The organism is Gordonia spumicola, from assembly GCF_009932475.1.
GTDB classification, from domain to species: Bacteria; Actinomycetota; Actinomycetes; order Mycobacteriales; family Mycobacteriaceae; genus Gordonia; species Gordonia spumicola.
The window spans coordinates 1,069,116-1,095,226 of the sequence record NZ_BJOV01000005.1 but is presented as its reverse complement, the minus strand read 5'-3'; the positions used below and the strand labels follow the sequence as shown (position 1 = coordinate 1,095,226).

General features: G+C 63.7%; 23 protein-coding genes. 7 read left to right on the top strand and 16 right to left on the bottom strand.

The features are described from left to right. Window positions 1–270: 270 nt before the first annotated feature. Window positions 271–606 carry a hypothetical protein gene (locus GYB83_RS16400; RefSeq protein WP_161896479.1) on the top strand — a complete coding sequence of 112 codons (336 nt, stop codon included), beginning with the start codon at window positions 271–273 and terminating at the stop codon, window positions 604–606. 30 nt (window positions 607–636) lie between these two features. Here the strand turns inward: GYB83_RS16400 and GYB83_RS16395 are convergent, their stop codons facing one another. Then, a complete protein-coding gene (locus GYB83_RS16395) occupies window positions 637–1,275 on the bottom strand; it encodes a DUF1345 domain-containing protein (protein ID WP_161896478.1) in 639 nt (212 codons plus the stop codon). 1 nt (window position 1,276) lies between these two features. After that, on the bottom strand, window positions 1,277–1,951 hold the full coding sequence (locus tag GYB83_RS16390; RefSeq protein WP_161896477.1) for an HAD family hydrolase: 675 nt from the start codon (window positions 1,949–1,951) through the stop codon (window positions 1,277–1,279). Between the two features lie 124 nt (window positions 1,952–2,075). On the opposite strand from GYB83_RS16390, the gene GYB83_RS16385 reads away from it, so the two are divergent. Further along, a complete protein-coding gene (locus GYB83_RS16385) occupies window positions 2,076–3,872 on the top strand; it encodes a tyrosine-type recombinase/integrase (RefSeq protein WP_161896476.1) in 1,797 nt (598 codons plus the stop codon). Window positions 3,873–3,996: 124 nt separating this feature from the next. Here the strand turns inward: GYB83_RS16385 and GYB83_RS16380 are convergent, their stop codons facing one another. The 7 genes from GYB83_RS16380 to GYB83_RS16350 form a co-directional block, all read right to left on the bottom strand. Further along, on the bottom strand, window positions 3,997–4,716 hold the full coding sequence (locus tag GYB83_RS16380; RefSeq protein ID WP_161896475.1) for a hypothetical protein: 720 nt from the start codon (window positions 4,714–4,716) through the stop codon (window positions 3,997–3,999). Window positions 4,717–5,927: 1,211 nt separating this feature from the next. Further along, entirely contained in the window at window positions 5,928–6,275 is a 348-nt protein-coding gene (locus GYB83_RS16375; protein WP_161896474.1) for a hypothetical protein, read from the bottom strand. 551 nt (window positions 6,276–6,826) lie between these two features. Then, entirely contained in the window at window positions 6,827–7,288 is a 462-nt protein-coding gene (locus GYB83_RS16370; RefSeq protein ID WP_161896473.1) for a hypothetical protein, read from the bottom strand. 47 nt (window positions 7,289–7,335) lie between these two features. Then, on the bottom strand, window positions 7,336–7,560 hold the full coding sequence (locus tag GYB83_RS16365; RefSeq protein ID WP_161896472.1) for a hypothetical protein: 225 nt from the start codon (window positions 7,558–7,560) through the stop codon (window positions 7,336–7,338). A 153-nt stretch (window positions 7,561–7,713) separates the two neighbouring features. Then, window positions 7,714–9,459, bottom strand: a complete 1,746-nt coding sequence (locus GYB83_RS16360) for a type IV secretory system conjugative DNA transfer family protein (RefSeq protein ID WP_161896471.1) — start codon at window positions 9,457–9,459, stop codon at window positions 7,714–7,716. A gap of 28 nt (window positions 9,460–9,487) precedes the next feature. After that, on the bottom strand, window positions 9,488–9,814 hold the full coding sequence (locus GYB83_RS16355) for a hypothetical protein (protein WP_161896470.1): 327 nt from the start codon (window positions 9,812–9,814) through the stop codon (window positions 9,488–9,490). 16 nt (window positions 9,815–9,830) lie between these two features. Then, a complete protein-coding gene (locus tag GYB83_RS16350) occupies window positions 9,831–10,160 on the bottom strand; it encodes a hypothetical protein (protein WP_161896469.1) in 330 nt (109 codons plus the stop codon). 417 nt (window positions 10,161–10,577) lie between these two features. On the opposite strand from GYB83_RS16350, the gene mobF reads away from it, so the two are divergent. Both mobF and GYB83_RS16340 read left to right on the top strand, forming a co-directional pair. Next, window positions 10,578–14,060, top strand: a complete 3,483-nt coding sequence (gene mobF / locus GYB83_RS16345) for a MobF family relaxase (RefSeq protein WP_161896468.1) — start codon at window positions 10,578–10,580, stop codon at window positions 14,058–14,060. Between the two features lie 61 nt (window positions 14,061–14,121). After that, the gene (locus tag GYB83_RS16340; protein WP_161896467.1) at window positions 14,122–14,538 is read left to right on the top strand and encodes a hypothetical protein; all 417 of its coding nucleotides are present in this window, start codon (window positions 14,122–14,124) and stop codon (window positions 14,536–14,538) included. Window positions 14,539–14,705: 167 nt separating this feature from the next. On the opposite strand, the gene metH is transcribed toward GYB83_RS16340, so the two are convergent. Beyond that, window positions 14,706–18,317: a methionine synthase gene (gene metH, locus GYB83_RS16335; RefSeq protein ID WP_161896466.1), complete on the bottom strand. Its 3,612-nt coding sequence runs from the start codon at window positions 18,315–18,317 to the stop codon at window positions 14,706–14,708. A gap of 50 nt (window positions 18,318–18,367) precedes the next feature. Here metH and GYB83_RS16330 point away from each other — a divergent pair, with 50 nt between their 5' ends. Beyond that, entirely contained in the window at window positions 18,368–19,240 is an 873-nt protein-coding gene (locus tag GYB83_RS16330) for a PAC2 family protein (RefSeq protein WP_161896465.1), read from the top strand. Between the two features lie 3 nt (window positions 19,241–19,243). Here GYB83_RS16330 and GYB83_RS16325 read toward each other — a convergent pair whose 3' ends face one another. The 6 genes from GYB83_RS16325 to GYB83_RS16300 are packed head-to-tail and all read right to left on the bottom strand — an operon-like array spanning window position 19,244 to window position 23,891. Beyond that, entirely contained in the window at window positions 19,244–19,552 is a 309-nt protein-coding gene (locus tag GYB83_RS16325; protein ID WP_161896464.1) for a hypothetical protein, read from the bottom strand. 8 nt (window positions 19,553–19,560) lie between these two features. Continuing rightward, entirely contained in the window at window positions 19,561–20,811 is a 1,251-nt protein-coding gene (mshC, locus tag GYB83_RS16320; protein ID WP_161896463.1) for a cysteine--1-D-myo-inosityl 2-amino-2-deoxy-alpha-D-glucopyranoside ligase, read from the bottom strand. A gap of 44 nt (window positions 20,812–20,855) precedes the next feature. Then, complete coding sequence (locus GYB83_RS16315; protein ID WP_161896462.1) at window positions 20,856–21,650, bottom strand: SCO1664 family protein; 795 nt, start codon at window positions 21,648–21,650, stop codon at window positions 20,856–20,858. 9 nt (window positions 21,651–21,659) lie between these two features. Next, on the bottom strand, window positions 21,660–22,340 hold the full coding sequence (locus tag GYB83_RS16310; protein WP_161896461.1) for a DUF3090 domain-containing protein: 681 nt from the start codon (window positions 22,338–22,340) through the stop codon (window positions 21,660–21,662). Between the two features lie 32 nt (window positions 22,341–22,372). After that, on the bottom strand, window positions 22,373–23,047 hold the full coding sequence (locus GYB83_RS16305; protein WP_161896460.1) for an MSMEG_4193 family putative phosphomutase: 675 nt from the start codon (window positions 23,045–23,047) through the stop codon (window positions 22,373–22,375). A 4-nt stretch (window positions 23,048–23,051) separates the two neighbouring features. Next, on the bottom strand, window positions 23,052–23,891 hold the full coding sequence (locus GYB83_RS16300; protein ID WP_161896459.1) for an undecaprenyl-diphosphate phosphatase: 840 nt from the start codon (window positions 23,889–23,891) through the stop codon (window positions 23,052–23,054). Between the two features lie 57 nt (window positions 23,892–23,948). On the opposite strand from GYB83_RS16300, the gene GYB83_RS16295 reads away from it, so the two are divergent. Both GYB83_RS16295 and GYB83_RS16290 read left to right on the top strand, forming a co-directional pair. Beyond that, a complete protein-coding gene (locus GYB83_RS16295) occupies window positions 23,949–24,986 on the top strand; it encodes a YncE family protein (RefSeq protein WP_161896458.1) in 1,038 nt (345 codons plus the stop codon). A 21-nt stretch (window positions 24,987–25,007) separates the two neighbouring features. Continuing rightward, a complete protein-coding gene (locus GYB83_RS16290) occupies window positions 25,008–26,108 on the top strand; it encodes a quinone-dependent dihydroorotate dehydrogenase (protein WP_161896457.1) in 1,101 nt (366 codons plus the stop codon). The last annotated feature ends 3 nt before the right edge of the window (window positions 26,109–26,111 follow it).

Here is a 26,111-nt window from a genome sequence, read left to right as displayed (position 1 = left end):
GACTCCGACCCTCGTGGCGACGCCGTCATGGTCTCGGTCATCGTCGAGTCGCTCGCTGACACAGAGGTATGGGACGCAGATGAGTTTCGGGAGATTCGGTTCCGCTCCCGAAACATTGCCACCGACGTGTTCGGTTCGGACGAAACCGTGCGTGTCGTCCTCGCGCCGTATCAAGACCAGACGGCACCCGGCGAGGGCTCGTAGTGGCGAGCCGCCCCATACAGAGTTACGAACTGCTCGAACTCGCCGATCAATTGGCTGGACGACGGAGTGGGCCTGGTCGAGATGACCCATACGGATCTGGCCGAACTGTCGAAGGCCGCGAGCGGGGGCAACGGCGGCAAACAAGCGCTGAAGGTCGCACTCGGCACTGTCGACCCCAAACTTGCCGCCATCGGGGACGCATTCGTGGGCCTGCAGGATCAACGGCACGGCGCAGACTACGACGACGACTACGTGATCGACAGGGCGTCGGCTCTCGCCTATGTGGATGATGCACGTCAGGCGATCACCAATGCGGACATGCTGTGGAGGGAGGCGGAACCGAGCTATCAGCGGTTCCTCGGATTGGCGGTCGGTGCGGTGAAGGTCGCCAAGCAACGCTGAGACATCGTGCCCCGGTGACAATCGCATTTCTCAACTCAACAGGTTCATGACCAGGTTGATGGTGCAGGCGATGATGACGGTGCCGTACGCGTAGCTCGCCAGGCAGTGCTTGAGCGTCACGGCGCGGAAGGCGGTGTCGGTGACCGAAGTGTCGGACACCTGGTAGGTCATGCCGAGATTGAACGAGAAGTAGAAGAAGTCGACGTAGCGCGGCGGCGCGTCGCAGTTGAAGTCGATTCCGCCGACCCCGCCCTGGTAGTACATCCGGGCGTACTTCTCCGCGTACAACGTGTGGAGCATCGCCCACGCCGACACCACAGCGACGACGGCGACGCCCGCGTACACGTTCGCGTCGGCTCCGTCCGCGGCGAGCAGCAGGACGATGATCGTCGCGAGTGTCGCCCCGAGCATGGCGAGAACGGCGAGATCGCCGATCTCGTCGTCCTCCGACACCGCGGTCGCATGGGCTCTGGTCTCCTCCGCATCCGCGGGCCACCGCAGCCCGATGGACCACACCAGGTACACGACGGCGGCCGTCACCATCACGGACAGGGCGGCGAGCGCCCACCGCTGCGTCGCGAAACCGATCGCCGCGCCGATCAGCAGGCCGACGCCGAGACCTGTCAGGTACCGCGTCGAGCCCTTCGCGTCGCGCACCGCGGGACGCATGTCAGGCCAGAGCTGCGGCGAGGTCGTCGAGCGTGAGCCCGACCAGGGAGTCCCGGTACGTGTACGTGGGACGCGGCGGGACGTCGATCGCGGACGGGACGACGATCGACTTGACCCCCGCAGCGAAGGTCGCCGCCGCTCCGGTCGGCGAATCCTCGACCGCCAGACATCGACTCACGGGAAGTCCGACGAGTTCGGCTGCCCGCCGATAGATGTGCGGTTCGGGCTTTCCCGCCGCGACCTCGTCACCGCACACCGTCGCGACGAAACGGTCGCGGCCGATCGTCTCCAGCAGGACGTCGGTCACCTCGCGCATCGTGTTGGTGACCAGCACCATCGGGATGTCGGCTGCCGCGATCAACCCGAGCGCGTCGAGCGCGCCGGGGCGCCACGGGGTGCCCTCGGAGAACAGATCGATCACCCGCTGGACCATCCACGCCTCGTCCGCGTCGAAGTCGCGGCCCGACTCCGGGACGAGCGCGGCGTCGTACACCTTGGTCATCGCGTCGACGGAACTGTTCCCCATCGTCGCGTGACGCAACGACTCCGACATCTCGATGCCGAGCCCCCGCGCGAACTCCACGAGCACCCGCTCCCAGAGCGGCTCCGTGTCGAGCAGCGTTCCGTCCATGTCCCAGAAGACCGCTCCGGGCAGCCTGTCGCTCTGCGTCGTCATATCGTCCAGGCTACGTGTTGAAGTACTTCGCCTCGGCACCCGACCCCATCTTTTCCCAGGTCACGGCAGTTCTGGCTAGTCTCCACACTCGATTTAGCCACCATTTTAGCCTACAGTCGGTCGCATGGCAGCGAAACGAGTGTCCCAAATGGCCCCCGGCGAGGGCAGGCAGATCGGCCAGGTGTGGCTCACGGCACCCACCGAGAACTACCTGTACTACCGGATCACCTACACCGACGAGTACGGAGCCGTGAAGCGCAGTAGCGCCACCAAGGACTACGGGAAGGCGCTCGATAGGGCTCATGCCATCGATGCAGCGCTCACGGCAGGAACAGCCGTGCGCTCCTCGACCGTCACCTTCGGCACCGCTTGGGCGCAGTATGTGCAGGCCAAGGCCCCCAACATCTCCTTGGAGTACACAGCCCAGTTGGAGCGGGCAATGAAGACCAAACTCGCTCCTCTGCGCTCCACACAACTCAGAGAACTTCGGTACCAGCACATCCAGAGAGTCTTGGACGATATAACCGCTGCCGGTGGGACCGCGAAGACACAGAAACGCGTTGTCTCCCAACTGAATCCGTTCCTGAAATGGTCTTATGTGGAGAAACTTCTGCCACGCGCGCCCATCGAGTACACGGAGCGACTGACGTTCTCTGTCACACAACAGTATGCGCGGCAGGACGACACACGCGGGAGCACCGTTCAGCCCGACCATGTGTTCACGATGGAAGAGGTTTACAGAATCTCTGAGGCTGCCCTCACGGTATGCGAGCGGCGACGGCGAGAGGGCGGCAACGCCAGGAACTGGGACTACGCGACGTTTGGCCGCTCCACCCATCTAGCCATCCTCCTCACCGCCTCCACTGGCCTGCGACAGGGAGAGATGCGGGCGCTAGAGGTAGGCGACTTCCGAGCGGATAACACCTCAACGACGGGCCACGGAGAGCCATACCGCGAACTCGCCAACGCACACATATCGCGCTCCTACAGGGAGCACGCCGGTGGCTTCAAAGAGATTCGCCGTCCGAAAGGTGGGAAGTCCCGAACAATCTATGTCCCGACGTGGACAGCCCCAATCGACGGCCCCGATCACAGGCCACGCAGTTCACGGGACATCCTCGAAAAGTATGGCGCACCAAGCGATTTGGCGACCGAGGACGGTCTACGGCACGCGAAGGCCCGTGCCGTCAATCTGCTCGCGATACGGCGCGGCTTCCTGGCCGACCTCAGAACGATCAGGCACCGAACACCCGGCCCCTCGACCTACTTCTGGAAGGTGCCTGACAATCTCCTACCAGCCGACATGAGCGACCCATACGAGGCGCTACGGGACGTCAGCAGGCGTCTCATGCGAGTCGATGATGATGGCAATCTCGCAGTGATTGGCGGCGAGCCTCTACAACGGGTCCGCACTTTGCCGCGTCGCCTCCACACCAAGGAGTTCATCGACCTGTGGGACGACGGCGCGATTCAACCAGTGAGAGAGATGATCGACACTCACATCAAGGCGCTGCTAGCCTCCACACCCGAGTTCTGGAAGCCCCCGCACACCGACAACCACCAAGTGGGCCCAGCAGAGACAGCCCTCATGTGGGCATCTGTACGGCCTCCTCGCTCGAACACACGACTACCGATCAGCCTGCCGTACCTCAACCCAAACGGATGCCACATCGCCTACTCCGCCAGCCGGAGCCTCTGGCAGCAGATTGTTGACCAAAGCGGTATCTCAAACCCGAAGGGTCTCAACGGACAAGCGCGAACCATGCGGAACCTCCGCCATACGTTCGCAACGCAGGCTCTCCGCACCGGTACACCGGTCAGCATCATCAGCGCACAGTTGGGGCACTCCAACTCCGCAACGACATTGCAGCGCTACACGAAGGTTATGCGACCAGGCTCTGCAACGCCGATCATGCTCTGACGGCTGCCGCGAAAGGAATCGCTCCGCTCATCCTTCCTTGCCATGTGGACGCCCCTGCCGGACAAAGAACGATCCCCTTGTATCTGATGCGATACAGGGGGATCGTTCGCTAGGAGACTGACTATCAGTGCAGGCCAGGGCCCCAAATGGGCAGGTCAGCCTTCTCAGCATCAGTCATGTCGCGGTACGCCTTACCCGTCTCTGGGTGGACGTAATCGTCCAGGTCGTCCTTCCAGCGTGCCTCACCGTCTGGCCCACATTTCGGCAGCACAGCGTGCAGGGCGTCTGCCTTCGCAGCCACGGCCTCGATCGGCAGAGAGACCGTGAGTTCGGGGTAGCCGAATCCTCCATCCTTCCGGACGGCAGCACCGAGGACACCGGCGATCTTGTCAGCGAGCGGCTGATAGTGCAGACCGATATCGCCGCCTCGGCCCTCGACCTTCCACTTGTCCACCTGGATGGTCTCGCCGTCCTCCACCTGCTCGACGGTGACGGTCTGCCCCCACTGGCCTGAGCAGTCGGCGGAGATGGACACGGTGTCGTGGTGATTCTCGCGGTAGCGGATCGTCTCGACGATCTTCTCCTTGATCTGTGTCTCCGAAATCGCAAGGGGCGCAGGAGCATTGACAGACGGCATGTAGGGGCCTGCCGTTTTCACACCAGGGGTGACCTCGGCCAGGACGACCTTGCTCGTCTCCGGTAGGCCGGTGCGCTTGTTGCGGGTGAGTTCGGCAGCGTCGGCATGGGCGACGGCCCACGGACCTGCGATGATGCCAGCGAACACCGTTGGGATAACGACAACGTTCGCTGCTAGTCGCAGCCGCTTCTTGGTCTTCTCGTTCATGTAAATCTCCTCCAACTAGTTGGCATGGGCCTTTCCCGCGCCGTACTCGATACCGTGGGCGCATATACGGCGAACACCAGGTGTGTGACACAACTCACATTCGAGGCTAATTCAGGACCAATTGGCCGGATCGACGCCGCGCCGGGGCCCCCAGGACGCCCGTAAAGGCCTCTAAATCGAACGCTGAGCGACTTTCTCCCATTTCCGACACAACTACGCAGGACGGACGCGAGGGGCGCCACAGGGCCCAATCTGCCGCCAGGGGCGCTCTCCCGCTTGTCGAGTTGCTGTGGGCCGACACTGTGAACAACAGGTCACTGGAAAGCCTTCAATTTTCCGGGCCCCAAGATCTACGCAATGGGAACTACCGCCGTCAGAGGGTGGCAGAAAGTCGTGCCTACGAAGTTAAACATTCGGCAACCACACAACGGCGTGTGGCCCTGCGGTGAAGATGCAGCCCCTCAATCGAGTTTCAATGATTCTTTTGAGTCGGTGAGGTGACGGTCAGATAGTAAACACAGTGCGCGAAGCGCTCAGATGATAAGTACTTCAGTACTTCTACCTATCATCAGTAGTTAGATGAATCAGTTGTTTAGATAACATTAACCAATTCAATCGTACGAAACGTAAGAATAGATGCTTACAATAGTAAGCAGATAAAGAGACCGAAGAATGAGGGCTCTAGGAGCGTAGCGACCAAAGAACGTAAGAACGACGTAACGTACAGGTAACCGATAAGTGTTACCAATCAATAGATAACCTAGTATGGACAGATATACCGACATACCCCTACATATGTAGACCACCATATGTAGACCGCCATATAGCCATAGATGAGCCAGAAAAATTTGGCGCGCCGACGGTAAAAAGCAGGGCAGATGAGCCCTAGCCTCCTCCGGCTCAGATAGCAGACCCCCCGTAAACACTGCGCTTACGGGGGGTCTGCTATTGATAACCATAGCGTATTAGTAGTGCAACTATGAAAACAGCCTGCCTGCTTTTGGGCAGCCCTCGTTGCCCGAGTGCGATCCCCGCAGTCGGTTCATGTCTGTGGTCTCTGTCTATGGCCTCACCTCCTCTCTATAGTGCCTGTCTCTTACTTACTACTGTGGGCGCACATATGACGAACGCAAGTGATTTGATAACGGTTCTGTAACAATGACAAAGCCCCCTACCTCATAGCGTGCGGTAGGGGGCTCTGGCTTGGTTGCTTACCGTTCCCGGTAAAAAAAGTGAGGACAGTAGTAGGCCATCAGTACGCGTACGATCGGCTCAAAATCTGTGTAAACCAAATCGGCGTAGTCAGCAATCGTCCCCGACTGAGGGTGCGCGCCGGATGTCACGAGGCCGATCATTAGGCGCAACAGCGCGTTCTGCTCAGACGGGTAAGACGACCAGGCACGCTGTTCCAACATCTGGAAATTTGGCCGGGGGAGAACGTAGCCCGGCTGCTCAGTTCCGAAGTATTCGTCTCCTACCTGCTCGATAGCCATCTGCCAGTGCTTCTGAAACTCTTCCAACTTTGTGCTCATGCAGATCTCTTCAAAGTTTGTACTCATTTAACCCATCCTCCAACTAAGGTGGCCTCAACCTCTTGTATTGGCCTTGTACTAGATACCTTGGGCGCGCTATATGACAAACAACATATACTCCATGTGAGTTACGCCACATTCTAGTCGGTAGATTGACTATCTGTTTTTGGGCAGCCCTCGTTGCCCGAGTGCGATCCCCGCAGTCGGTTGCTTCTGTTACTGGTTGTCCTTGGCCTCACCTCCTCTCTATAGTGCCGGTTGTCTTACCTACTACTGTGGGCGCACATATGACGAACGCAAGTGATTTGATAACGGTTCTGTAACAATGACCAAGCCCCTACCTCACGTTACGAGGTAGGGGCTTGGTCTTGGTTGGCTAATCGAATGCAGCAAGGCTTGCTGCCAAGTCCTCAAAATCGCCTCCCAACAAGTCAGCAATGCCGCTCAACTGCTTGCTCAGTTCCTCTGGGAAACCTTCTCTCGCATCTTGGAGCGCGACCTTGGCCTCTCGATGGGCCTTTGCCGCAGCCCACCGGGCCCGCCGTTGCTGCTCAGCCTCTGACAGAATTACAAACCCGTCACCCGTTGTAGCCATGCTTCCTCGCCCCCTCCTCTGCTAGTCGTTGAATCTCCTGAATGGTCTCCTGAGCCCGCCGCCGCGTCTCTGGCCGCTTCTCGAATCCGTCCCCGGTCAGACCGCCGGTGCGAGCCAGCGTGTCGAAAATCTGAGCGTCAGTCTTGGCCGTCGCAGACATCCCCCGAGTCAGCCGCTCGAAGATGTCTTCCGGCTCCTCAACGACCTCTTGCACCGCCGTATTGGCCTCTGACTGGCTCTCTGAGCGCTCTGTGGCTGTTTCCGGTAGTCCAGGGTCGTTTGTAGGCGTAGGAGCCTCTGTGGGCTCTTCTAGGAGCCGTTCGAGCCGTTGACGGCGCTTCTCACGTTCGATCAGCCGCCGTGGGATCGCGCGGAACATCCCGAGCACGCTCCCCAGTAGCGCGCAGATCACAAATCCAGCCAACGCCAGGAGCAGCAGGAGCATGAATAGTCCTACCAAGTTGATGTGGTTATTGCCTCCGATTGTCAACATCAGAACCCCCTCCCGCTGCTTCTCTGTGCCTTGCGCTCGGCTCTCCTGCGATCCTGGCGGTCGAAATGCTCCTTGTCCGCCGCGATCTGTCGCGCCTCCTTCTCGTCTGCTCGCTGGGCGGCCGCTTTGGCGGCTTCTCTTGTAGCGAGTTGTGCAGTCGTCAGTGGACGACCACCCCTATCAAGATTCTTGATGATCCTGTCGACCATCGCTGTGCGGTTCATGCCAATACCTCCTTGTGTCTATCGTGCTGAATGTCTTGCTACTTACTGTTGGGGCGCATATGTAGAACACAAGTGTGTCGATCGCCACCTATACCCATACGTACCTCGGCGCTACGACAAGGGCCCCACCTCAATCGATGGGGCCCTCATCCGCTAGGAGGCGGTAAAGAAATCAGCCGTCGCGTCCTCTCCGAGTTTGCGTGACCGTGGTGCAGTTGGCCGATAGACCGGCGGTGCAGGCGGCGGCGGAGCCGGGAGCATCAGCACTTGCAACTCCTTGTCTGCATGTGCAGGGACCATCTCCACGAGGGCAAACTTCTTGCGTGGCATTAGCACCGCTGCGCGACCGTAGGCCATCTGGAAGAGCCCAGCCGGTTTGACCAAGGACCGGTACGAAGCGCTTGTGTTCCAGTTCGTGCTATCGGTCTCGCTCCGGGAGTCGCCCTTGCTCATGCCCATTGACCGCGAGGTCCCCCTGGACTTCGACCGAGAGACGGTTTCAATGCGATCCAAGTACTCCCCGGAATACTTCTCTACGCGGTCAGTTGTCTTATCGTCCTGCGTACCAGATAGTACGACGATAAAAGCATCCGCGTTGTTGATGATGGCCTCCGCATCGGAGTCCGACCAGAGTCCCCAAAGTTGCCCGAGGCCTTGAAGGCCCAACACAAACTTCACGCCTTGCGAGCGCTTGGTGGCAAGCCAGCGCGGAAGTTGTGGCAGCGGGCAGACGTTCGCCAGTTCGTCGAGCATGAACAGTGCAGGATTCGGCAGACGCTTGTCCTGATGGCTCCATGCCTCCTGGTCGAGCGCACTCATCGCCGCAGTCACGAATGCACAGAAGAGTCCACGGAACGGATCGCTTTGGTCGGGCGCGACAACGTAGATTGTGCCCGCAGGTTCGGACGCCCACGCCGCTAGATCGATCAACCCCGGATCGTCCCATCGGGCGTACCACACGATTTCAGAGCCGACCAGAGAGAGCAGCGCCCCCTGGACACCGAAAACCACACCCGCAACCGTCTCGGATGCCCCACTGATCTGCTGCACTGCCCGCAGGCCGCCAGCCGCTCGCTGCGCGTCGAGGATCGCCGCCTTGCCGTTCTCAGCCAGCGCCTCGCATACGGCGATGCCAGCATCCCAGCCGCCTAGCGGATGAGTGGCAATCCAGGTGACCAGGTGGCCGAAATCGGTAGGCACAGGCGGTACCTCAGCATCGAGTTCTTCGCTTCCCTCTGACATGAGCGCCGTCAGCATCACCTGCACATCCGACAGGGCCGTTCCGTCGTACTGCCGCATCATCCAAAGAACTGTTGTCAGAAGCGATTTTGCTGCGGTGGTCCAGACCGACGAGCCAGTCCTGCCGCTGTCACTACCGCCTGCCTCGACTAGCAGGGCTGTGGTCAAGGCAGCCTCGTTAAACGTCTTGCATGCTTGCAGAGGGGTCCACAGGCGCACGTAGGCCGCCGCAGGACCATCTACAACGCCTGCCGGGTCGATCACAGCCACCGAGCCGATCCGACTGCGGGCCGACATAGTGAGGTCGGCCAATTCCGACTTGGTTGACGTGGCGAGCAACGGCCCCTTGTGCCGCACGATCGTCGGGATGACAATCCCCTGAGTCTTTCCCGAGCCGGTGGGTCCGACGACGATGCCGCCGGTACCGTCCGCCGTCACGAAGTCACGGGTGACTTTCCCATCGTCCACGAGACGACCTAGCACGAAGTCTGCTTCGGCGGTGTGCCGGTCGCCCCTCTTGACAGTCGCCAAGTCCTTCTTGCCCGCCATTGACGTGGTGGCCGATACGGTGGACGGTCGGCGATGGATCGACTTCCACAGTTTCCACGCTGCTACGGCGATGACCGCCAGCACGATTAGCAGGATGATGATTGTTTTCATGTTCTTCTCCTCCGTTCCTTGATTGTTGTTACTTGATGACGGCAGCCGGTCGCGCCTTTCGATACACCCACAGCACGCCACGGATCGATACCGCCATGCCTCCGGTGACGGTCTGGAACATCCACTTGAGCATCTGCCCGATTGCAGCCCCGAGTTGTGACCACGACCGCGATAGGGCCCGCCGCGTTGCTCCACCGCGTCGTCCGATCAACGACAGCAGCAGAAGGCTGAGAGTCTTACTGATTGCGATGGTCACCGCTCCGACTGCCCGAGCAAACTGATGGCGCGTCTTCCATGCGCCAACCGCACACGCAATGACGTAGGCACCGATTAGCAGCCACGCGATGGTGTTCACGACTTGGACGATTAGGTCAGTCATTGAACTCACCTCCTCCGTCGTTTAGCAGACTCTCAATGTCGATCGACTCAAACAGTTGTAGCGTCGTTGCCATCGACATTGCCTTGGCTACGCGCAGACGGCGGTACTGTTCCTGTGTCGCGAAGATCGGCACGACCACTCGGCCTGGATTGGCCGACGTGCTCAGTGGCTCTCCGTCTTCACATAGGCCCCCCAGCGGCAGCCGGTCGATCACTGTGCGATAGACGGACGCGGCGGATTCGTTGCGTCGTTTCGCAATGCGTCGTACCTCATCGGCTAGCGCCGGGGTTAGACGCAGGCTGATGGTTGTTTCGTAAGCCATGATGTATACCTCCCGAGCGTTGGTGGACCCTCCACCTGCTCTACTTACAACCATCGGCGCCATATATGGCGAACCAAATATATGGCGTGTGAGTTGCCTCACATAGTTCTATGCGGACCGTATACGTCCGCACCTCGATATCAGTAACTACTTATCCCCTACTCTTCATACCTCACCTCAATCACCTCAATCACCTCTCTCAACTCCTTCTACCTACCTCTTCATACCTCCATCTACCTCTACCTACCTCACCTACATCACCTCACTACAACACACCTCAACAACTCACATAAATAAACACACGCAATTGCATTAGGTTGCTGCGCACCTAATGCAATGCGGATCGACCCAGCGCGCCCACGGTCGCTAGGGATGCAAGGGACCAGCCCTGCACACCGACCATCGGAGGTAGCCACGATGCTTTCAATCTCACCAATCAAAGCCAGCCAAGCCAGCGCCTTGTCCGAGTACTACGCCAAGCAACTTAGCGAGGGCAAAATCAGCCGTGAGGAGGCCCTGGAACTCTCGGAAGCGGGGTTCGAAGCGCAGGGCTTGGACCTCGATACCTCTATGGGTGCTCAGGCCTATTACTCATCGGAGGAGGCACCAGACCGGCTAGTCGATATCCGAACCGGCGACAGCCTCGATCAAAGCGACCTTGAAAATCACCTCGCGGGGCGACAGTTCGACGGTCGGACACTGCTCGATCCTGGTCTCCAATCGATCGAGAAATTGGCCCGTTCGATCGATTACAACGGTCCGCTAGACGAGCAGGCGCTAGGCTTTCTGCGCTCTGGACTACATCCGAACGATGGCAGTTTGCTCAGTGAGTCGTTCAATCAAGAGTGGGCCGCAAAGGCTGCAACGACTGCCGAAGTGACCTCCTACGACTTGACTTTTTCGGCACCTAAAGGGGTATCGGTCATCGCTGCTTACTCGGACTCTGACACTCGCGAGGCTCTCGTGAAGGCCCACAATGAGGCGATCAAGGAGGCTCTTGATTGGGCCGAAGAGAAGGGCATTATGGTTGCCCGAAGAGGCCGGGATGGCGCTGAATCTATCGTCGCCACACCCCAGCAGATCGCCGCAAAGACGGAGTTTTCTAGCCGAGCCGGTGACCCTCACCTTCACTCTCACACTCTCATCTCGGCGGCTGCGATGGGGTCCGATGGGCGCTCTTCTACGCTCTCGGGCGGCCATCTGTTTCATGGGGCAGCGACCATTGGAACGGTCTATGAGCAACGTCTCGCGCACAAGTTGAGCGAACGATTCGGGCTGGCCTTCTACACGAAGGACAACCGTTTGCGGGAGGTCGCGGGCTTCTCTGACGAGGTTCTAGAACGGTACTCCCAACGGTCCCAGCAGATCGCGGAAACTCTTGGAGAAATGAAAGCGGCGGACAACATCTTGCGCCGCAAGATCGAGGGCGATCCCCACGAGTACGAGAGGCTTTTCGCTCTAGATTCGAGCGGTCAAACTCTGACGAAGGCCGAGCAAGCGAAGGTGGCTGACTATCGCAAATACGCGGCAATGATCCACGGACAGAGCCCCAGTGGTTTGCGCACTGCACGGCAAGCCGCCAACCTCGCCTCGCGTGTAGGCAAAGAAGAATCGGAGGCCGAATTGTTCGAACGATGGGCGCAGGAACGGCCTGCAAACGGGCCCGCGATCCTCGATGAGGTACGCGCGCAGGCCGCACACGATAGCCGTTCAGTGGACGTTGCCGAGGTCCGGTCAACCATCGTGGACACGGCGCTGACGAACGTTACGGCCAACCAATCGTCGTTCACGGCCAAGGATTTGCGGAAGGCCACCACCGCCGCTGCTCACGCCGATATGACGGCAGCAGAGATCGATGAGGCCTTCTACGCGGCGTTGCAGGATGAACGAGTTCTCGCGCTCACCGACGCCCCAGATCAGCAAATCGGCGATTGGGTGCTGGCTGCGAAGAGCCAGACTCTGACTACGACTGATGTTCTCGCCCAGGAGGAGAACCTGAGGCAATTGGCCGAGGACCTGGCTACGGGCAAGGCGCATCAGCCCATGAACATCGAGGAGGTGCTGACCGCTTCGGAGAGTGCCAATCTGACGCCAGAGCAGGAGGAGATGCTGGCCGCTGCAACGCTGACTCGATCCTCTCTCACTGTCGTGAGAGCGCCTGCCGGTTCCGGCAAGACGTACAGCCTTGCTCCCGTTGTGGCGGTGCATCAGGACGCTGGATATGAGGTCGTGGGACTCGCTACAGCAGCACGAACAGCCGATAGTCTGCGCGAGGCCCACGTCAACAGAACGATGAGCCTGACGCGTTTCGGCATGGCTATGGAGGGCGGAAAATGGGAGGAAGGCCTATCGAACGAGGAGGTCGACCGCATCCGCGCTGCACAGCAAGCAATAGCCGCGAAGACGCCGGGAGCCGATGAATCTATGCAGCACATCTTGGAAGAAATCGAAGCGGCGCATCCTCCGCTGGAGGCCGACTTTCGACGTGTAGAGCGGCAATGGAACACGGCCAAACGGCTCCCCCAGGGACCAGAACGGCAGCAGGCCATGCAGGAGGCCGTCGAGGCCAGCGAGGCGCTAGAGGCGCGCCTAGGGGCTCGCAGTGTGCCCGACACGGAGAAGGTGGTTCTGGTGGTGGATGAGGCAGCCATGACGAACAACGACGACTTGGAGAACGTATTGAGCACGGCGGCCGGGCGCGGCTGGAAGGTCATTTTGGTGGGTGATGAGCGCCAGTTGCAGGGCATTGGAAAGTCAACCGGCTTTGAGGTTGTCAGCAGGCAGTCTGGCGCTGTCGAACTCACGACTACCTACAGGGCGCGCGACGAGGAAGAGCGTCGATTGCAAGAGGGTTGGTGGTCATCTACCGCTACTCCTGAAGGTCGAGAGACGGTAGACAAGTACCTCGACCTTCAGGACTCCAACGGGCGACTGAACATCATTGACGACGCTCAGATGGAGCGGTGGATCGAAGAGAATCCTGACGCATCTATGCCGAAGGACTTGGCGAAGAGCCTCGCTATCGACGGCATTGCCGACGCTTATGTGGCAGCCGTAGAGGCCGGAGATGACCCGAAGGACTTGCTCGCGATGGCTGCAACGAGGGCCGATTCACGGCGTCTCGGTGAAGCGATTCAGCAACGTCTAGTGGACAGTGGTCACCTGGACGCGGAGACCGCAACGGAGGTCGTCATCGACAAGCCGACGAAGACGATGGGTGTTCTCCACACCGGCGAGCAAATTCGGATTACGCGCAACTCTCAGCCCGGCAAGGGCGAAACTGACAGGTTTCAGAATGGCTGGATCGGTCAAATTCAATCGTTCACCGCGGACGGAGATGCTGTGGTTCTCCTCCCCTCTGGACCTGGCGGAAGCATGAAGGAGACGACTGTTCCGAAGGCCGCAATCGATGACGGAGTGCTCACCTACGGAGCGTCCACTGCCCATGCAGCACAGGGCCGAACGGTCGAGAAAGCCTGGTTGCTAGCCGATAGTCGGATGGAGCGTGAGGCACTCTATCCCGGCCTCACACGAGGCAAGGCAGAGAACAACCTTGCCTATATCCCCGATGTTGGTCTGAGCCGTAGCGAGGCCAAGGAGGCCCTACGGGAGCAGGCTTTGAAGTCTGGCAAGGACGCGCCAGCGCTCGACAAGGCCCTGTTGCGAGTCAGCCCCGGCGACGTGGCGAAGGAGCGTAGAACGATGCCGTTCGGTAGTTCCGATGAGGAGGTTAGAGCCGCTGCGATGGCTCGAAAGCAGTCGGTGGCCCAGGGCCATGCGGCTAGCCGAGCCGAGGCGCTACGGTCTACCGACGAGGCTCAGGAGGCGCTTCGGGAGGCGGCGAAGCAGCGTCAGGAGCAGCGTCAGCGACGACAGCAGGGCCGGGGACGTGCAGCCTAAAGGCGTATGACCTATGGTAGGCAGCACCTACAGGCAATCGAACCAACCACAGGAGGAACCAGTGGCTATCAGTATCACCGACGACCTGACCAAGAAGGCTATTCCGCTTGAAGACGTAGAAGCCTCTGTAGAGGTCTTCACTCTGTTCGGCAAGGAGTATGTCTTTTTCTTCGCTGACAAGGACGCCGCCAAGAAGGCCCTGGAAGAGGGGAAGTTCAGTCCGACCGAAGGTACCCCCGTCGATACCGTGAAAGCACTGCTCAATGCCGTTCTTCCCGCCGAGGCCACCCCGAGTGAGAACGATTCGAGTTGGCTACTGAATCGCTACAAGCGTGAGACACTGCAAGAGGCTGCAAGGAGCGCAGGCATCACGTCGGTGGAGGTCGCCAAGATCGCTACGACGCCCCGCCTCAAGAACGACACCGCGAAGAAGGTCCGGGACTATGTGACGGAGAACAAGATTCCCGCAGACAAGTAGCCCCTGACCTGCACAGACAGCGAAACAGCCCCCGGTTCACAGCCGGGGGCTGTTTCGTGCTCGCAAGGTGGCCGAGGACTAGCCAATCTTTAGCCATTGCCGACCCGCTTAGCCTCCAATTTGGCTAGTCTTCGTGGACATATCAGCAGGTCAAAGCGTTTTTAGTGCTACGTGTTGAAGTACTTGGCCTCCGGATGGTGCAGAACGAACGCGTCCGTCGACTGCTCCGGATGCAGCTGCAGTTCCTCGGACAGTTCGACGCCGATGCGGCCGGGCTCGAGCAGATCGATCATCTTCGCCCGATCGTCCAGATTCGGGCACGCCCCGTACCCGAACGAATAGCGGGCGCCACGGTACTCGAGGTCGAAGAAGCCCTGCGGCAGGTCGGGGTCGTCGTCGGCCATCGACCCGCCCGCGAATGTCAGCTCGCTGCGGACGCGCTGATGCCAGTATTCGGCGAGCGCCTCGGTCAGCTGCACGCCGATGCCGTGCACCTCGAGGTAGTCGCGGTACTCGTCGGCCGCGAACAGTGTGTTCGCGAAGTCGGCGATCGGCTGTCCCATCGTGACCAGCTGGAACGGCAGCACGTCGACCTTGCCCGCCGCGATCGCCTGCTCGCGGGACGCGATGAAGTCGGCGATGCACAAGAAGCGCGTCCGCTGCTGACGCGGGAACTCGAAGCTGTGTCGCACCGCCGACGTCGGATCGGTCGATTCGAGGACGTGGACGACGTCGCCCTCACTGACGGCCGGGAAGTAGCCGTAGACGACGGCGGCGTGCGCGAGGATGCCCTCGGTGGAGAGCCTGTCGATCCACTCGCGCAGACGCGGCCTTCCCTCGGTCTCGACGAGTTCGTCGTAGTCCGGTCCGGAGTCGCCGCGGGTGCCGCGCAGGCCCCACTGCCCGAGGAACAGCGCACGCTCGTCGAGCATCGTCGAGTACTCGGACACTGCGATGCCCTTGACGATGCGGGTCCCCCAGAACGGCGGGGTCGGGATCTCGTTGTCGGTCGCGACGTCCGACCGCGCAGGCACCTCGACGGGAGCCTCGGCGGCCTTGCGCTTGGCGGCGATCCGCTTGGACCGTTCGCGACGCTCGCGGCGTTCGGCGACCTTCGCGGCGGCGGCCTTGGCCTCGGGGCTGTCCGGATCCGGCCCCTCACCGCGTTTGATCGCCATGATCTCGTCCATCAGGGTCAGGCCTTCGAACGCGTCGCGCGCGTAGCGGACATCGCCGTCGTAGACGTCGGCGAGGTCGCCCTCGACGTACGTGCGGGTCAGGGCGGCGCCGCCGAGGAGGACTGGGTACTCGCTCTTGCCTCGCGAGTTCATCTCCTCGAGGTTCTCCTTCATCACCACAGTCGACTTCACGAGCAGCCCCGACATGCCGATCACGTCGGCCTTGTGCTCCTCGGCGACCGACAGGATCGTCGCGATCGGCTGCTTGATGCCGATGTTGACGACGTCGTAGCCGTTGTTCGACAGGATGATGTCGACGAGGTTCTTGCCGATGTCGTGGACGTCTCCCTTCACGGTGGCGAGGACGATGCGGCCCTTGCCGTCCTCGTCGGTCGCCTCCATGAACTGCTCGAGATGGGCGACGGCCGCCTTCATCACCTCGGCCGACTGCAGCACGAACGGCAGCTGCATCTGGCCCGATCCGAAGAGCTCGCCGACTGTCTTCATGCCCGCGAGCAGGGTGTCGTTGATGATCGCGAGCGGCGGGACCGTCTCGCGTGCGGCGTCGAGGTCGTCGATCAGGCCGTTGCGCTCGCCGTCGACGATGCGTCGTTCCAGCCGCTCGAACAAGGGCATCTTCGCCAGTTCGGCCGCACGCGATTCGCGGGCGGACGCCGCGGATACTCCCTCGAACAGCTCCATGAGCTTCTGGAGCGGGTCGTAGCCCTTGTCGTCGGGACCGTCCGTGCCCGGCTCGCGGCGACGGTTGTAGACGAGGTCGAGTGCGGTCTCGCGGTGCTCGTCGGGGATGCGGGCCATCGGCAGGATCTTCGAGGCGTGGACGATCGCCGTGTCCAGGCCGACCTGGACGCATTCGTGCAGGAACACCGAGTTCAACACCTGGCGCGCGGCCGGGTTGAGGCCGAACGAGATGTTCGATATGCCGAGCGTGAAATGGATGTCCGGATGCGCCTCGTGCAGGCGGCGGATGGCCTCGATCGTCTCGATGCCGTCGCGGCGCACCTCCTCCTGCCCGGTCGAGATCGGGAACGTGAGGGCGTCGATGATGATGTCCTCTTCGGCGAGGCCCCAGTTCTGGGTGATGTCGGCGATGAGGCGTTCGGCGATCGCGACCTTGTGGTCGGCGGTCCGCGCCTGCCCCTCCTCGTCGATCGTCAACGCGACGACGGCCGCACCGTGTTCGACAGCGTGCCGCATGATCCGCGCGAAGCGGGAGTCGGGCCCGTCGCCGTCCTCGTAGTTCACCGAGTTCACGGCGCTGCGTCCGCCGAGGTGTTCGAGACCCGCCCGGATGACGTCCGGCTCGGTGGAGTCGATCATGATCGGGAGCGTCGACGCGGTCGCGAACCGCGACGCCACCTCCGTCATGTCGTCGGCGCCGTCCCGCCCCACGTAGTCGATGTTCAGGTCGAGCATGTGCGCGCCGTCGCGCGTCTGCTCCTTCGCGATGTCGAGACACTTCTGGTAGTCGCCCGCCAGCATCGCCTCGCGGAACGCCTTGGAGCCGTTCGAGTTGGTGCGTTCGGCGATCACCAGGAAGCTGGCGTCCTGATCGAACGGGACCGCCGTGTACAGCGACGACGTCTCCGACACGTGATCGGGAGTGCGGGTGGCCGGCGTGACCTGCTTGACTGCCTCGGCGACCTGACGGATGTGCTCGGGGGTGCTGCCGCAGCAGCCGCCGACGAACTGCAGTCCGTAGTCACGGACGAAGCCGGCCAGCGCATCCGCCATCTCCGGCGCGGTCAGCGGGTACTCGGCCCCGTTGGGACCGAGGACCGGCAGTCCGGCGTTCGGCATCACCGAGACGGGCAGGCGGGAGTGCTTCGACAGGTATCGGAGGTGCTCGCTCATCTCTGCCGGGCCGGTCGCGCAGTTCAGTCCGACGACGTCGACGCCGAGCGGTTCGATCGCGGCGAGCGCGGCGCCGATCTCCGAGCCGACGAGCATGGTTCCGGTCGTCTCGACGGTGATGTGGGCGATGATCGGCAGATGACGACCGAACTCGTCCATCGCTCGACGGGCGCCGATCACGGCCGCCTTGAGCTGAAGCAGGTCCTGGCAGGTCTCGATGAGAATGCCGTCGGCTCCGCCGTCGAGCATGCCGAGGACACACTCCTGGTAGGCGTCGCGGATGACTGCGAACGTCGTGTGACCCAGGCTCGGCAGTTTGGTGCCGGGACCGATCGACCCGAGGACGTAGCGCTGTGTGCCGTCGTCGGACGGCCCCATCTCGTCGGCGACGCCGCGGGCGATCGACGTGCCCTTGTAGGCGAGTTCGCGGATGCGGTCGGCGATGTCGTAGTCGCCGAGGTTCGACAGGTTGCAGCCGAAGGTGTTGGTCTCGACCGCGTCCGCGCCCGCCTCGAAGTAGGCGCGGTGGATGTCGGCGAGGACGTCCGGTCGGGTGTCGTTGAGGATCTCGTTGCAGCCTTCGAGGCCGAGGAAGTCGCCGTCGACCGTGAGGTCGGCCGCCTGAAGCATCGTGCCCATCGCTCCGTCACCGATCAGAACACGACGCGACATCGCCTGAAGCAGCGTCGAGTCGTACGAATTCTGGCGTGTGCGGGAGAAAGGCATGTGTCCAGCGTAGTTCGCCGTCGAACGCCGTCCGCCGTAGGCTCTTCTCGATGAACTCGCCACGCCCGTCCGGACTGCCCGCGCTGCGTCGTCCCGTCCTGATCGCCGCGTTCGGCGGCTGGAACGACGCGGGCGACGCGGCCACGTCAGCCGTCGAACATCTCGCTTTGACCTGGGACGCGACCGATCTGCGCGAGATCGACGCCGACGACTTCTACGACTACCAGTCGAACCGTCCGACGATCGCTCACGTCTCCGGTGTGACGCGCCGCATATCGTGGCCTGTGACATCTGTCTCGTACGCAAAACTGTCCGATTCTGACCGCGACGTGGTGTTCGTCCTCGGTCCCGAGCCGAATCTGCGGTGGCGGACGTTCTGTTCGACGATCGTCGACCTCGCCGACGCGCTCGGCGTGGAGTTGGTCGTGACGCTCGGCGCGCTCCTCGACGACTCGCCCCACACCCGGCCGGTCCCGGTGTCGGCGTCGGCGGAGACCAGCGAGGCCGCCGCGCGTTTCGGGCTGTCGCCGAGCACGTACGACGGGCCGACGGGCATCACCGGGGTCTTGCAGGACGCGTTCGTCCGCCACGGCGTGCCGTCCATCTCGTTGTGGGCCGCCGTGCCGCACTACATCGCGCACCCGCCGAACCCCAAGGCGACGCTGGCGTTGCTGCGCCGACTCGAACCGATCGTCGGGCTGCCGGTCGACTACGGCAGGCTCGAGCAGCAGGCCGCCGACTGGCAGGAGGACGTCGACGAGATGATGTCCGACGACGACGACATGTCCGCGTACGTTCGCGACCTCGAGGAACGCGTGGACTCGGACGACGCGACCGGCGACAAGATGGTCGAAGTGGACGGGGACGCACTCGCCGCCGAGTTCGAGAAGTACCTTCGCAGGCGCTCGGAGGACTCCGACTGACGCTCAGCCGATGCGTTCGATCTCGACGACCGGGGTGGTGATGCGCCACGTGCGGACGTCGGGATCGTCGGCGGCGGACACCCAGAATTGGGCCGGCTCGCCGATCGTGCACTGTTTGACGCCGAGGAGGGGGATGTCCTGGGAGTCGCGTCGCAGTTCGCTGACCTCCCAACGCTGATCGTCGTTGCGGCCGACGCCGGGCGCCCGCAGGAGGGTCATCTCCTCGAAGTCGAGGACGTACGTGGACGTGTGCGTGACGACGGTCCACACACCGTCGGACGTCGCGGGTGGGATATGGGTGACGCGGGTCATCGGCTGTCCTACGTGGTCGGTGCGATGTCGACGCCCAACAGGGCGTCGACGGCGGCGGCGATCAGTCCGGGCGCCTCGGTGGACGATCCGATCCCGACGATAGCGTCTGCGGCCCACGCGTCGACGGCCGCGAGCGCCTTGGGAGTGTCAAGGTCGTCCGCGAGATGCTGTCGCAGACGAGCGACGGTGTCGTCGGCGGAGGGGCCGGTCGACAGCGCGGCCGCACGACGCCACGTCGCCAGACGACGTTCCCCGTCGGCCAGCACCGCGTCGGTCCACATCCGGTCCGCGCGGTAGTGGCCGCTGATCAGGCCGAGGCGCACCGCTCCGACGTCGACGCCCTCCCGGCGGAGCACGGACACCTTGACGAGGTTGCCGAGGCTCTTCGACATCTTCTCGCCGTCGAGCCCGATCATTCCGGTGTGCACGTAGTGCCGCGCGAAACGGCGCTCCCCCGTCTCGGCCTCGGCGTGCGCGGCGGAGAACTCGTGGTGCGGGAAGATCAAGTCGCTTCCGCCGCCCTGAACGTCGAACGCCATGCCGAGTCGGTTGAGGGCGATCGCCGAGCACTCGATGTGCCAGCCGGGGCGACCGGAACCGAACGGCGACTCCCATGACGGCTCGCCGGGCCGCTGGATGCGCCACAGCAGCGCGTCGAGCGGATTCCGCTTGCCGACCCTGTCCGGGTCGCCGCCGCGCTCGGCGAAGAAGCGGGCCATCGTGTCGGCGTCGTACCCGGACTCGTAACCGAACTGCGTGGTCGCGTCCACGCTGAAGTACACGTCGGGGAACTCCGGATCGTCGACCACATAGGCCGACCCGTTGTCGAGGAGTCGTCCGACGGCGGCGATCACCTCGTCGACCGACTCCATCGCGCCGATGTAGTCGCGCGGGGGGATCACGCGCAGCGCGGTCATGTCGTCGCGGAACAGGTCGATCTCGCGGGAGCCGAGGTCGCGCCAGTCGACGCCGTCCCGTTCGGCGCGTTCGAACAGCGGATCGTCGACGTCGGTGATGTTCTGGACGTAGTGCACGTCGTGGCCCTGATCGCGCAGGACCCGGTTGATCAGGTCGAACGTCACGTAGGTCGCGGCGTGGCCGAGATGCGTCGCGTCGTACGGGGTGATGCCGCACACGTACATCGTCGCGACCGGCCCCGGTGCGAGCGGCGTCACCTGCTTCGACGAGGTGTCGAAGAGGCGGAGAGCCGGTGAGGCGCCTGGTACGCGCGGGATCTGGGGCGACGGCCACGACTGCATGCCCACAACTCTATGTCCCCCACCGGAACGGTCGTCGGAGGGCCTTAGAACGGCGGCCACGGGATGGCGCGCTCGCCGGGCGGGGACGGCATCGGACCGCCGTCGGCGAGCCGTCGCGTCCGCGCCGCGAGCGCGGCGACCTCGGCGTCGGTGATCAACGTCCGCAGTCCGGCCGTCAGCGGATCGTCCACGTCGGCGAGCCGCTCGGCGAGTCGGGCCAGATCGGGGACGAGATCGTCGGGCACGTCGGTCCCCGACCAGCCCCACAGGACGGTGCGCAACTTGTCGTCGGCGTGCAGGCACACGCCGTGATCGATGCCGTACAGCCGCCCGTCGTCGTCGACCAGGATGTGGCCGCCCTTGCGGTCGGCGTTGTTCACGACGACGTCGAACACCGCCAGTCGACGCAGTTCGGCCGTGTCGGAATGCACCAGCGCGACGACGGACCCGTCCTCGTCGTAGGCGCGGAGGATCGCGAACACGTCGTCGGTGACGGCGTCGACCGGCACCAGGTCGACGGGGTCCGGTCCGGCCGGCTCGTCGGGCGAGTGGATCCAGCGCTGCAGCATCCCCGGCCCGAGGTCGGCCTCGGGCGGCCCGTCGTCGCGCAGCACGGTCTCGGGGACGATCCCCCACCCCAACGCTTCGCTGATCAGGAAGCACGCGACCTCGCGGCCCGCGAGCGTCCCGTCCGGGAAGTCCCACAGCGGAGCCTCGCCGCGGACCGGTTTGTACACGCACATCGTGTCGCCGTCGAGCGCACAGGCGAGGGTCAGATTGCTCGCGGTGGGGACGCGTCCCAGCAGGGTCAGCTCACCCGAGGTGAGGAGTTCGATCATGTGAGAAGGTCACTCGTCGCGATCGTCCTCGTCGTCAGGATCGTCCACCTGGAACGACGCGTCGAACGCGGGCGACACCCGGCCGAGGGCGGCGAGGACGTCCGGGTCGACGAACTCGGTGGACGTGGAGAACGCGACGTCGCGCTTGTACCCGTTGCTGCGCGCACAGATGTGGCCGCTCGCGTCGAGCGGCATCCCGCACAGCGGGCACGACGGACGGCCCGCCGCGACGACCCGCATCGATCGCGCGCTGAACTGCCGCGCGGCGTCCGGGGTGAGGAAGACCCTGATGGTGTCCGGCCCCTCCTCGGTGTCGTCGAGGATGACGCTCTCGTCGAGCGGCTGTTCGGTGATCGCGAGGAGTTCGACCACGACGGACGACGCGTCGGCGTCCCAGCCGAGACCCATCGATCCCACCCGGAACTCGGCGTCGATCGGCGTCTGCAACGGGTCGGAGTCGACCACCCGGTCGCTCTCGGGCGGCACCGGCGTCCCGAATCGGCGGGCGACCTCGTCGAGCAGGTAACCGAGGCGGTCCGCCAGGATCAAGACCTGCTGCTTCTCCAGTTCCACGGTCATCAGGCGCTGGTCCTGCGACACCTGGAGGAAGAACGTCCGGTCGCCGGGCACGCCGACGGTCCCCGTGACGAACCGCCCCGGGGTGCGGAATTCATGGATGCTGCGCGACACTGCCGTCCGCCTTCCTGTCGATGTGTTCCACGCTACGCGCCCGAACCGCCGCCGACGTCCGCGTCGGTGCGCCTGCGCGGCGCGGGCAGCACGAGGTCGCCCGGATTGTTGACGGTGAGCACGTACGGCCGGTCGCGGGTGTATCTGATCACCGTGATCGAGGCCGGATCGACGACGATCCGCTGAAACGCGTCCAGGTGCATCCCGTACGCGTCGGCGACGATGCTCTTGATCACATCGCCGTGCGAGCACGCGAGCCACACGCCGTTCCCGTCGTCGCCGGAATGGACGCGGTCGAGTTCACGGACGGCCGACGACGCTCGCCGCGACACGTCCGCCAGGCCTTCCCCGCCGGGGAAGACCGCCGCCGACGGTTGCCGTTGGACCGTCGTCCACAACGGCTCGGAGACCAGTTCGGACAGCGCACGACCCGACCAGTCGCCGTAGTCGACCTCGGCGAGCCTGTCGTCGGTGCTCGCATCCATGCCGTCGAGGCGTTCCAGGAGCGGTGCCACGGTCTCCCCGCACCGCTGCAGCGGCGAACGGACGACCGCGGTGAGCCGCCCCGCCGTCTCGCCGAGGCGATCGACGAGCGACTGCGCCTGAGCGCGCCCGACGTCGTCGAGGGCGACGCCCGGAGTTCTGCCGGCGAGCACGCCGGACGTGTTCGCGGTCGATCGTCCGTGCCGGACCAGGATGACTGTCATCTTCTCAGGTCGCCGAGATGGTGTTGGTGGCGAGCAGCGCGATGACGAACAGGCCCAACGCGATCCGGTAGCCGGCGAACCAGGCGAGCGAGTGGTGGGACACGAACTTGAGCAGCCACGCGATCGACACGTAACCGAGGACGAACGCGATCGCGGTCGCCACGAAGATCTGGGCGCCGGACGCAGTGACGCCGTCGCTCGGTTCGAACGCGTCCTTGAGGCTGAACAGCCCGGACGCGAGGACCGCGGGTATGGCGATGAGGAACGAGAAGCGGAACGCCGCGGCGCGTTCCATGCCGACGAACAGTCCGGCCGACGCGGTGGATCCCGACCGGGACACGCCGGGGATGAGCGCGAGGCACTGCGCCAGACCCATCGCGATCGCGTCGCGGCGGGTCATCGTCTCCAGCGACTTGGACCGGCTGCCGACACGTTCGGCCGCGATGAACACGAAGGAGAAGAGGATGAGCATGATGGCGACTAGCCACAGGTTGCGGGCGGCCGTGCTGATCTGGTGGCGGAAGACGAATCCGAGGACGCCGATCGGAATGGTGGCGAGGATCACGTACCAGCCGATGCGGTAGTCGACGCCGCGGCGTGCCGGGTCCCGGAGGCCGCCGAACCACGCGAGGACGATCCGCCAGATGTCCTTGGCGAAGAAGATCAGCACCGCGAGCTCGGTTCCCAGCTGGGTGACCGCGGTGAATGCGGCTCCGGCGTCCTGGCCGAACCAGATCTGCGACACGATGCGCAGGTGCCCGGAGGACGAGATCGGAAGGAATTCGGTCAAACCCTGCAGCGCGCCAAGGACCACTGCCTGAAGCCAGCTCATCGTTTCGGTCACGGGCGTTGATGCTACCCATGAACCCGCTCCCGGTGCCGGTCGCGCAAAATGGAGGACATGCGTGTGCGAACAAGAGTGATGGCTGCCCTGCTGGCGACGACGATGACCGTCACGCTCGCCGCATGTGGCGACAACAGCGAGGAGAACGCGTCCAACGCGCAGACGGTGCCCCCGGCGACGGCCGCGGTGTCGCCGCGCGGCACGGCGCAGCCCGTCGGGGCAGTCGAGCCGCAGGGCCCCGCTTCCGCACTCGCCGTCTCGGGAGCGACGACTGCGGTGCTCGGCGTCGACGGGCATTCGGTGACCCTCCACAGCGGTGTCGGCGCCGCCGACGCTCCCGGGCCGAAGGTCGTCCAACTCCCGATGTCCGACGTGGTGGCGTTGATCGCCGACGGCGACGGATTCCTCGGCGTCGGCCCGGACGGACTCATCGCCATCGCCGCGGACGGCGCGGTCACCCAGTGGCGCCAGTTGATCGATTCGCCGCTGTCGCTCGCGGTGACCGGCGACAAGACGCTCGTCGGCACCTCGACCGGCAAGATCCTCGTGTTCCCAGCCGACCGGAAGGCGCCGTCGAAGACCATCGGCGGGTTCGTCCGGGTCGATCAGATCCTGGTGGCACCGGACACGTCACCGGATGTGGCCGGTCAGGTGTCGGTCCTGGACCGCGCGCAATCGGCGATCCTGCCCGTCGACATCGACTCCGGCGAGCACAAGGCGGCGCTGCGCGCCGGGAACGGCGGCACCAACGGTGTCGTCGATCACTTCGGTCGCATCCTCGTCACCGGCACCCGCGACAACGAGATCTACGCGTACTACGGTGCGCCGATCGTGCAGCGACTGCGCCGACCGGTCGCCGCCAGCCCGTACGCGCTCGCCTACGACGACAGACGCGACCTGCTGTGGGTGTCGTCGACGAGTTCCAATGAGGCGGTCGCCTACGACCTGTCCCGCGGCGACGCGAAGGAACGCGCCCGCATCGCGACGGTCGGACAGGTGTCGGCGATGGCGGTCGACCCCGTGACCGGCAGGCTGCTGCTGGTCTCCGCGCGAGGCGACGGTCTGCAGTCCGTCCCCGCCGAACTCACCCCGTAGACCCGCCAGGAGAACCGCATCATGCTGAGCACCGTCAATCGACTCGTGTACCCGCTCGTCCTCAAGATCATGTTCCTGGTGTCGCCGGAACGGATCCACACCCTGATCCACTCCGCGATCGGCGTCGCGGGCCGGACGCCGGTCATCCGCTCGGTCCTCGCGACGATGTTCGCGCCGACCGATCCGGTGCTGCGCAGCCGGGTGTTCGACGTCGACTTTCCCGCCCCGATCGGTCTCGCGGCGGGTTTCGACAAGACCGCGTCGTGCGTCAACGCGTGGGGTCAGCTCGGATTCGGGTACGCCGAGGTCGGCACGATCACCGGTCGGGCGCAGCCCGGCAACCTGACGCCGCGACTGTTCCGCCTGCCCGCCGACCGTGCACTGATCAACCGGATGGGCTTCAACAATCCGGGCGCTGAGGCCGCCGCCGCCAAGCTGCGCGAGCCTCGACCCGGCCCGGTGCGCGCACCGATCGGGGCCAACATCGGCAAGACGAAGGTGGTGCCGCTCGACGGCGCCGTCGACGACTACCGGCTGTCGGCGAGTCTGCTTGGCCCGCTCGCCGACTTCGTGGTCGTCAACGTCAGCTCGCCGAACACCCCCGGTCTGCGCGACCTGCAGGCCGTCGAGTCGCTGCGGCCCGTCCTCGCCGCCGTGCTCGAGGTCGCGACGGTTCCGGTGCTCGTGAAGATCGCGCCCGACCTGTCCGACGACGACGTCGACGCGGTGGCCGACCTCGCGCTCGAACTCGGCCTCGCGGGCATCGTCGCCACCAACACGACCATCGGCCGCGGCGGCCTCACCACGCCCGCCGCGGACGTCGAGGCGATCGGTGCGGGCGGCCTGTCGGGTCCGCCCGTCGCCGACCGTTCACTCGAGGTGCTGCGTCGCCTGTACGCCCGCGTGGGTGGTCGGACCGCCCTGATCAGCGTCGGCGGCATCGAGACCGTCGACCAGGCATGGGAGCGGATCGTCGCGGGCGCCGACCTTCTGCAGATGTACACCGGGTTCATCTACGGCGGACCCGTCCGCCTGAAGGAACTGCACGACGGCATCGCGCAGCGCCTCCACGCGGGCGGGTTCGCATCGCTCTCCGACGCGGTCGGTTCCGAGAACCGCTGAGAC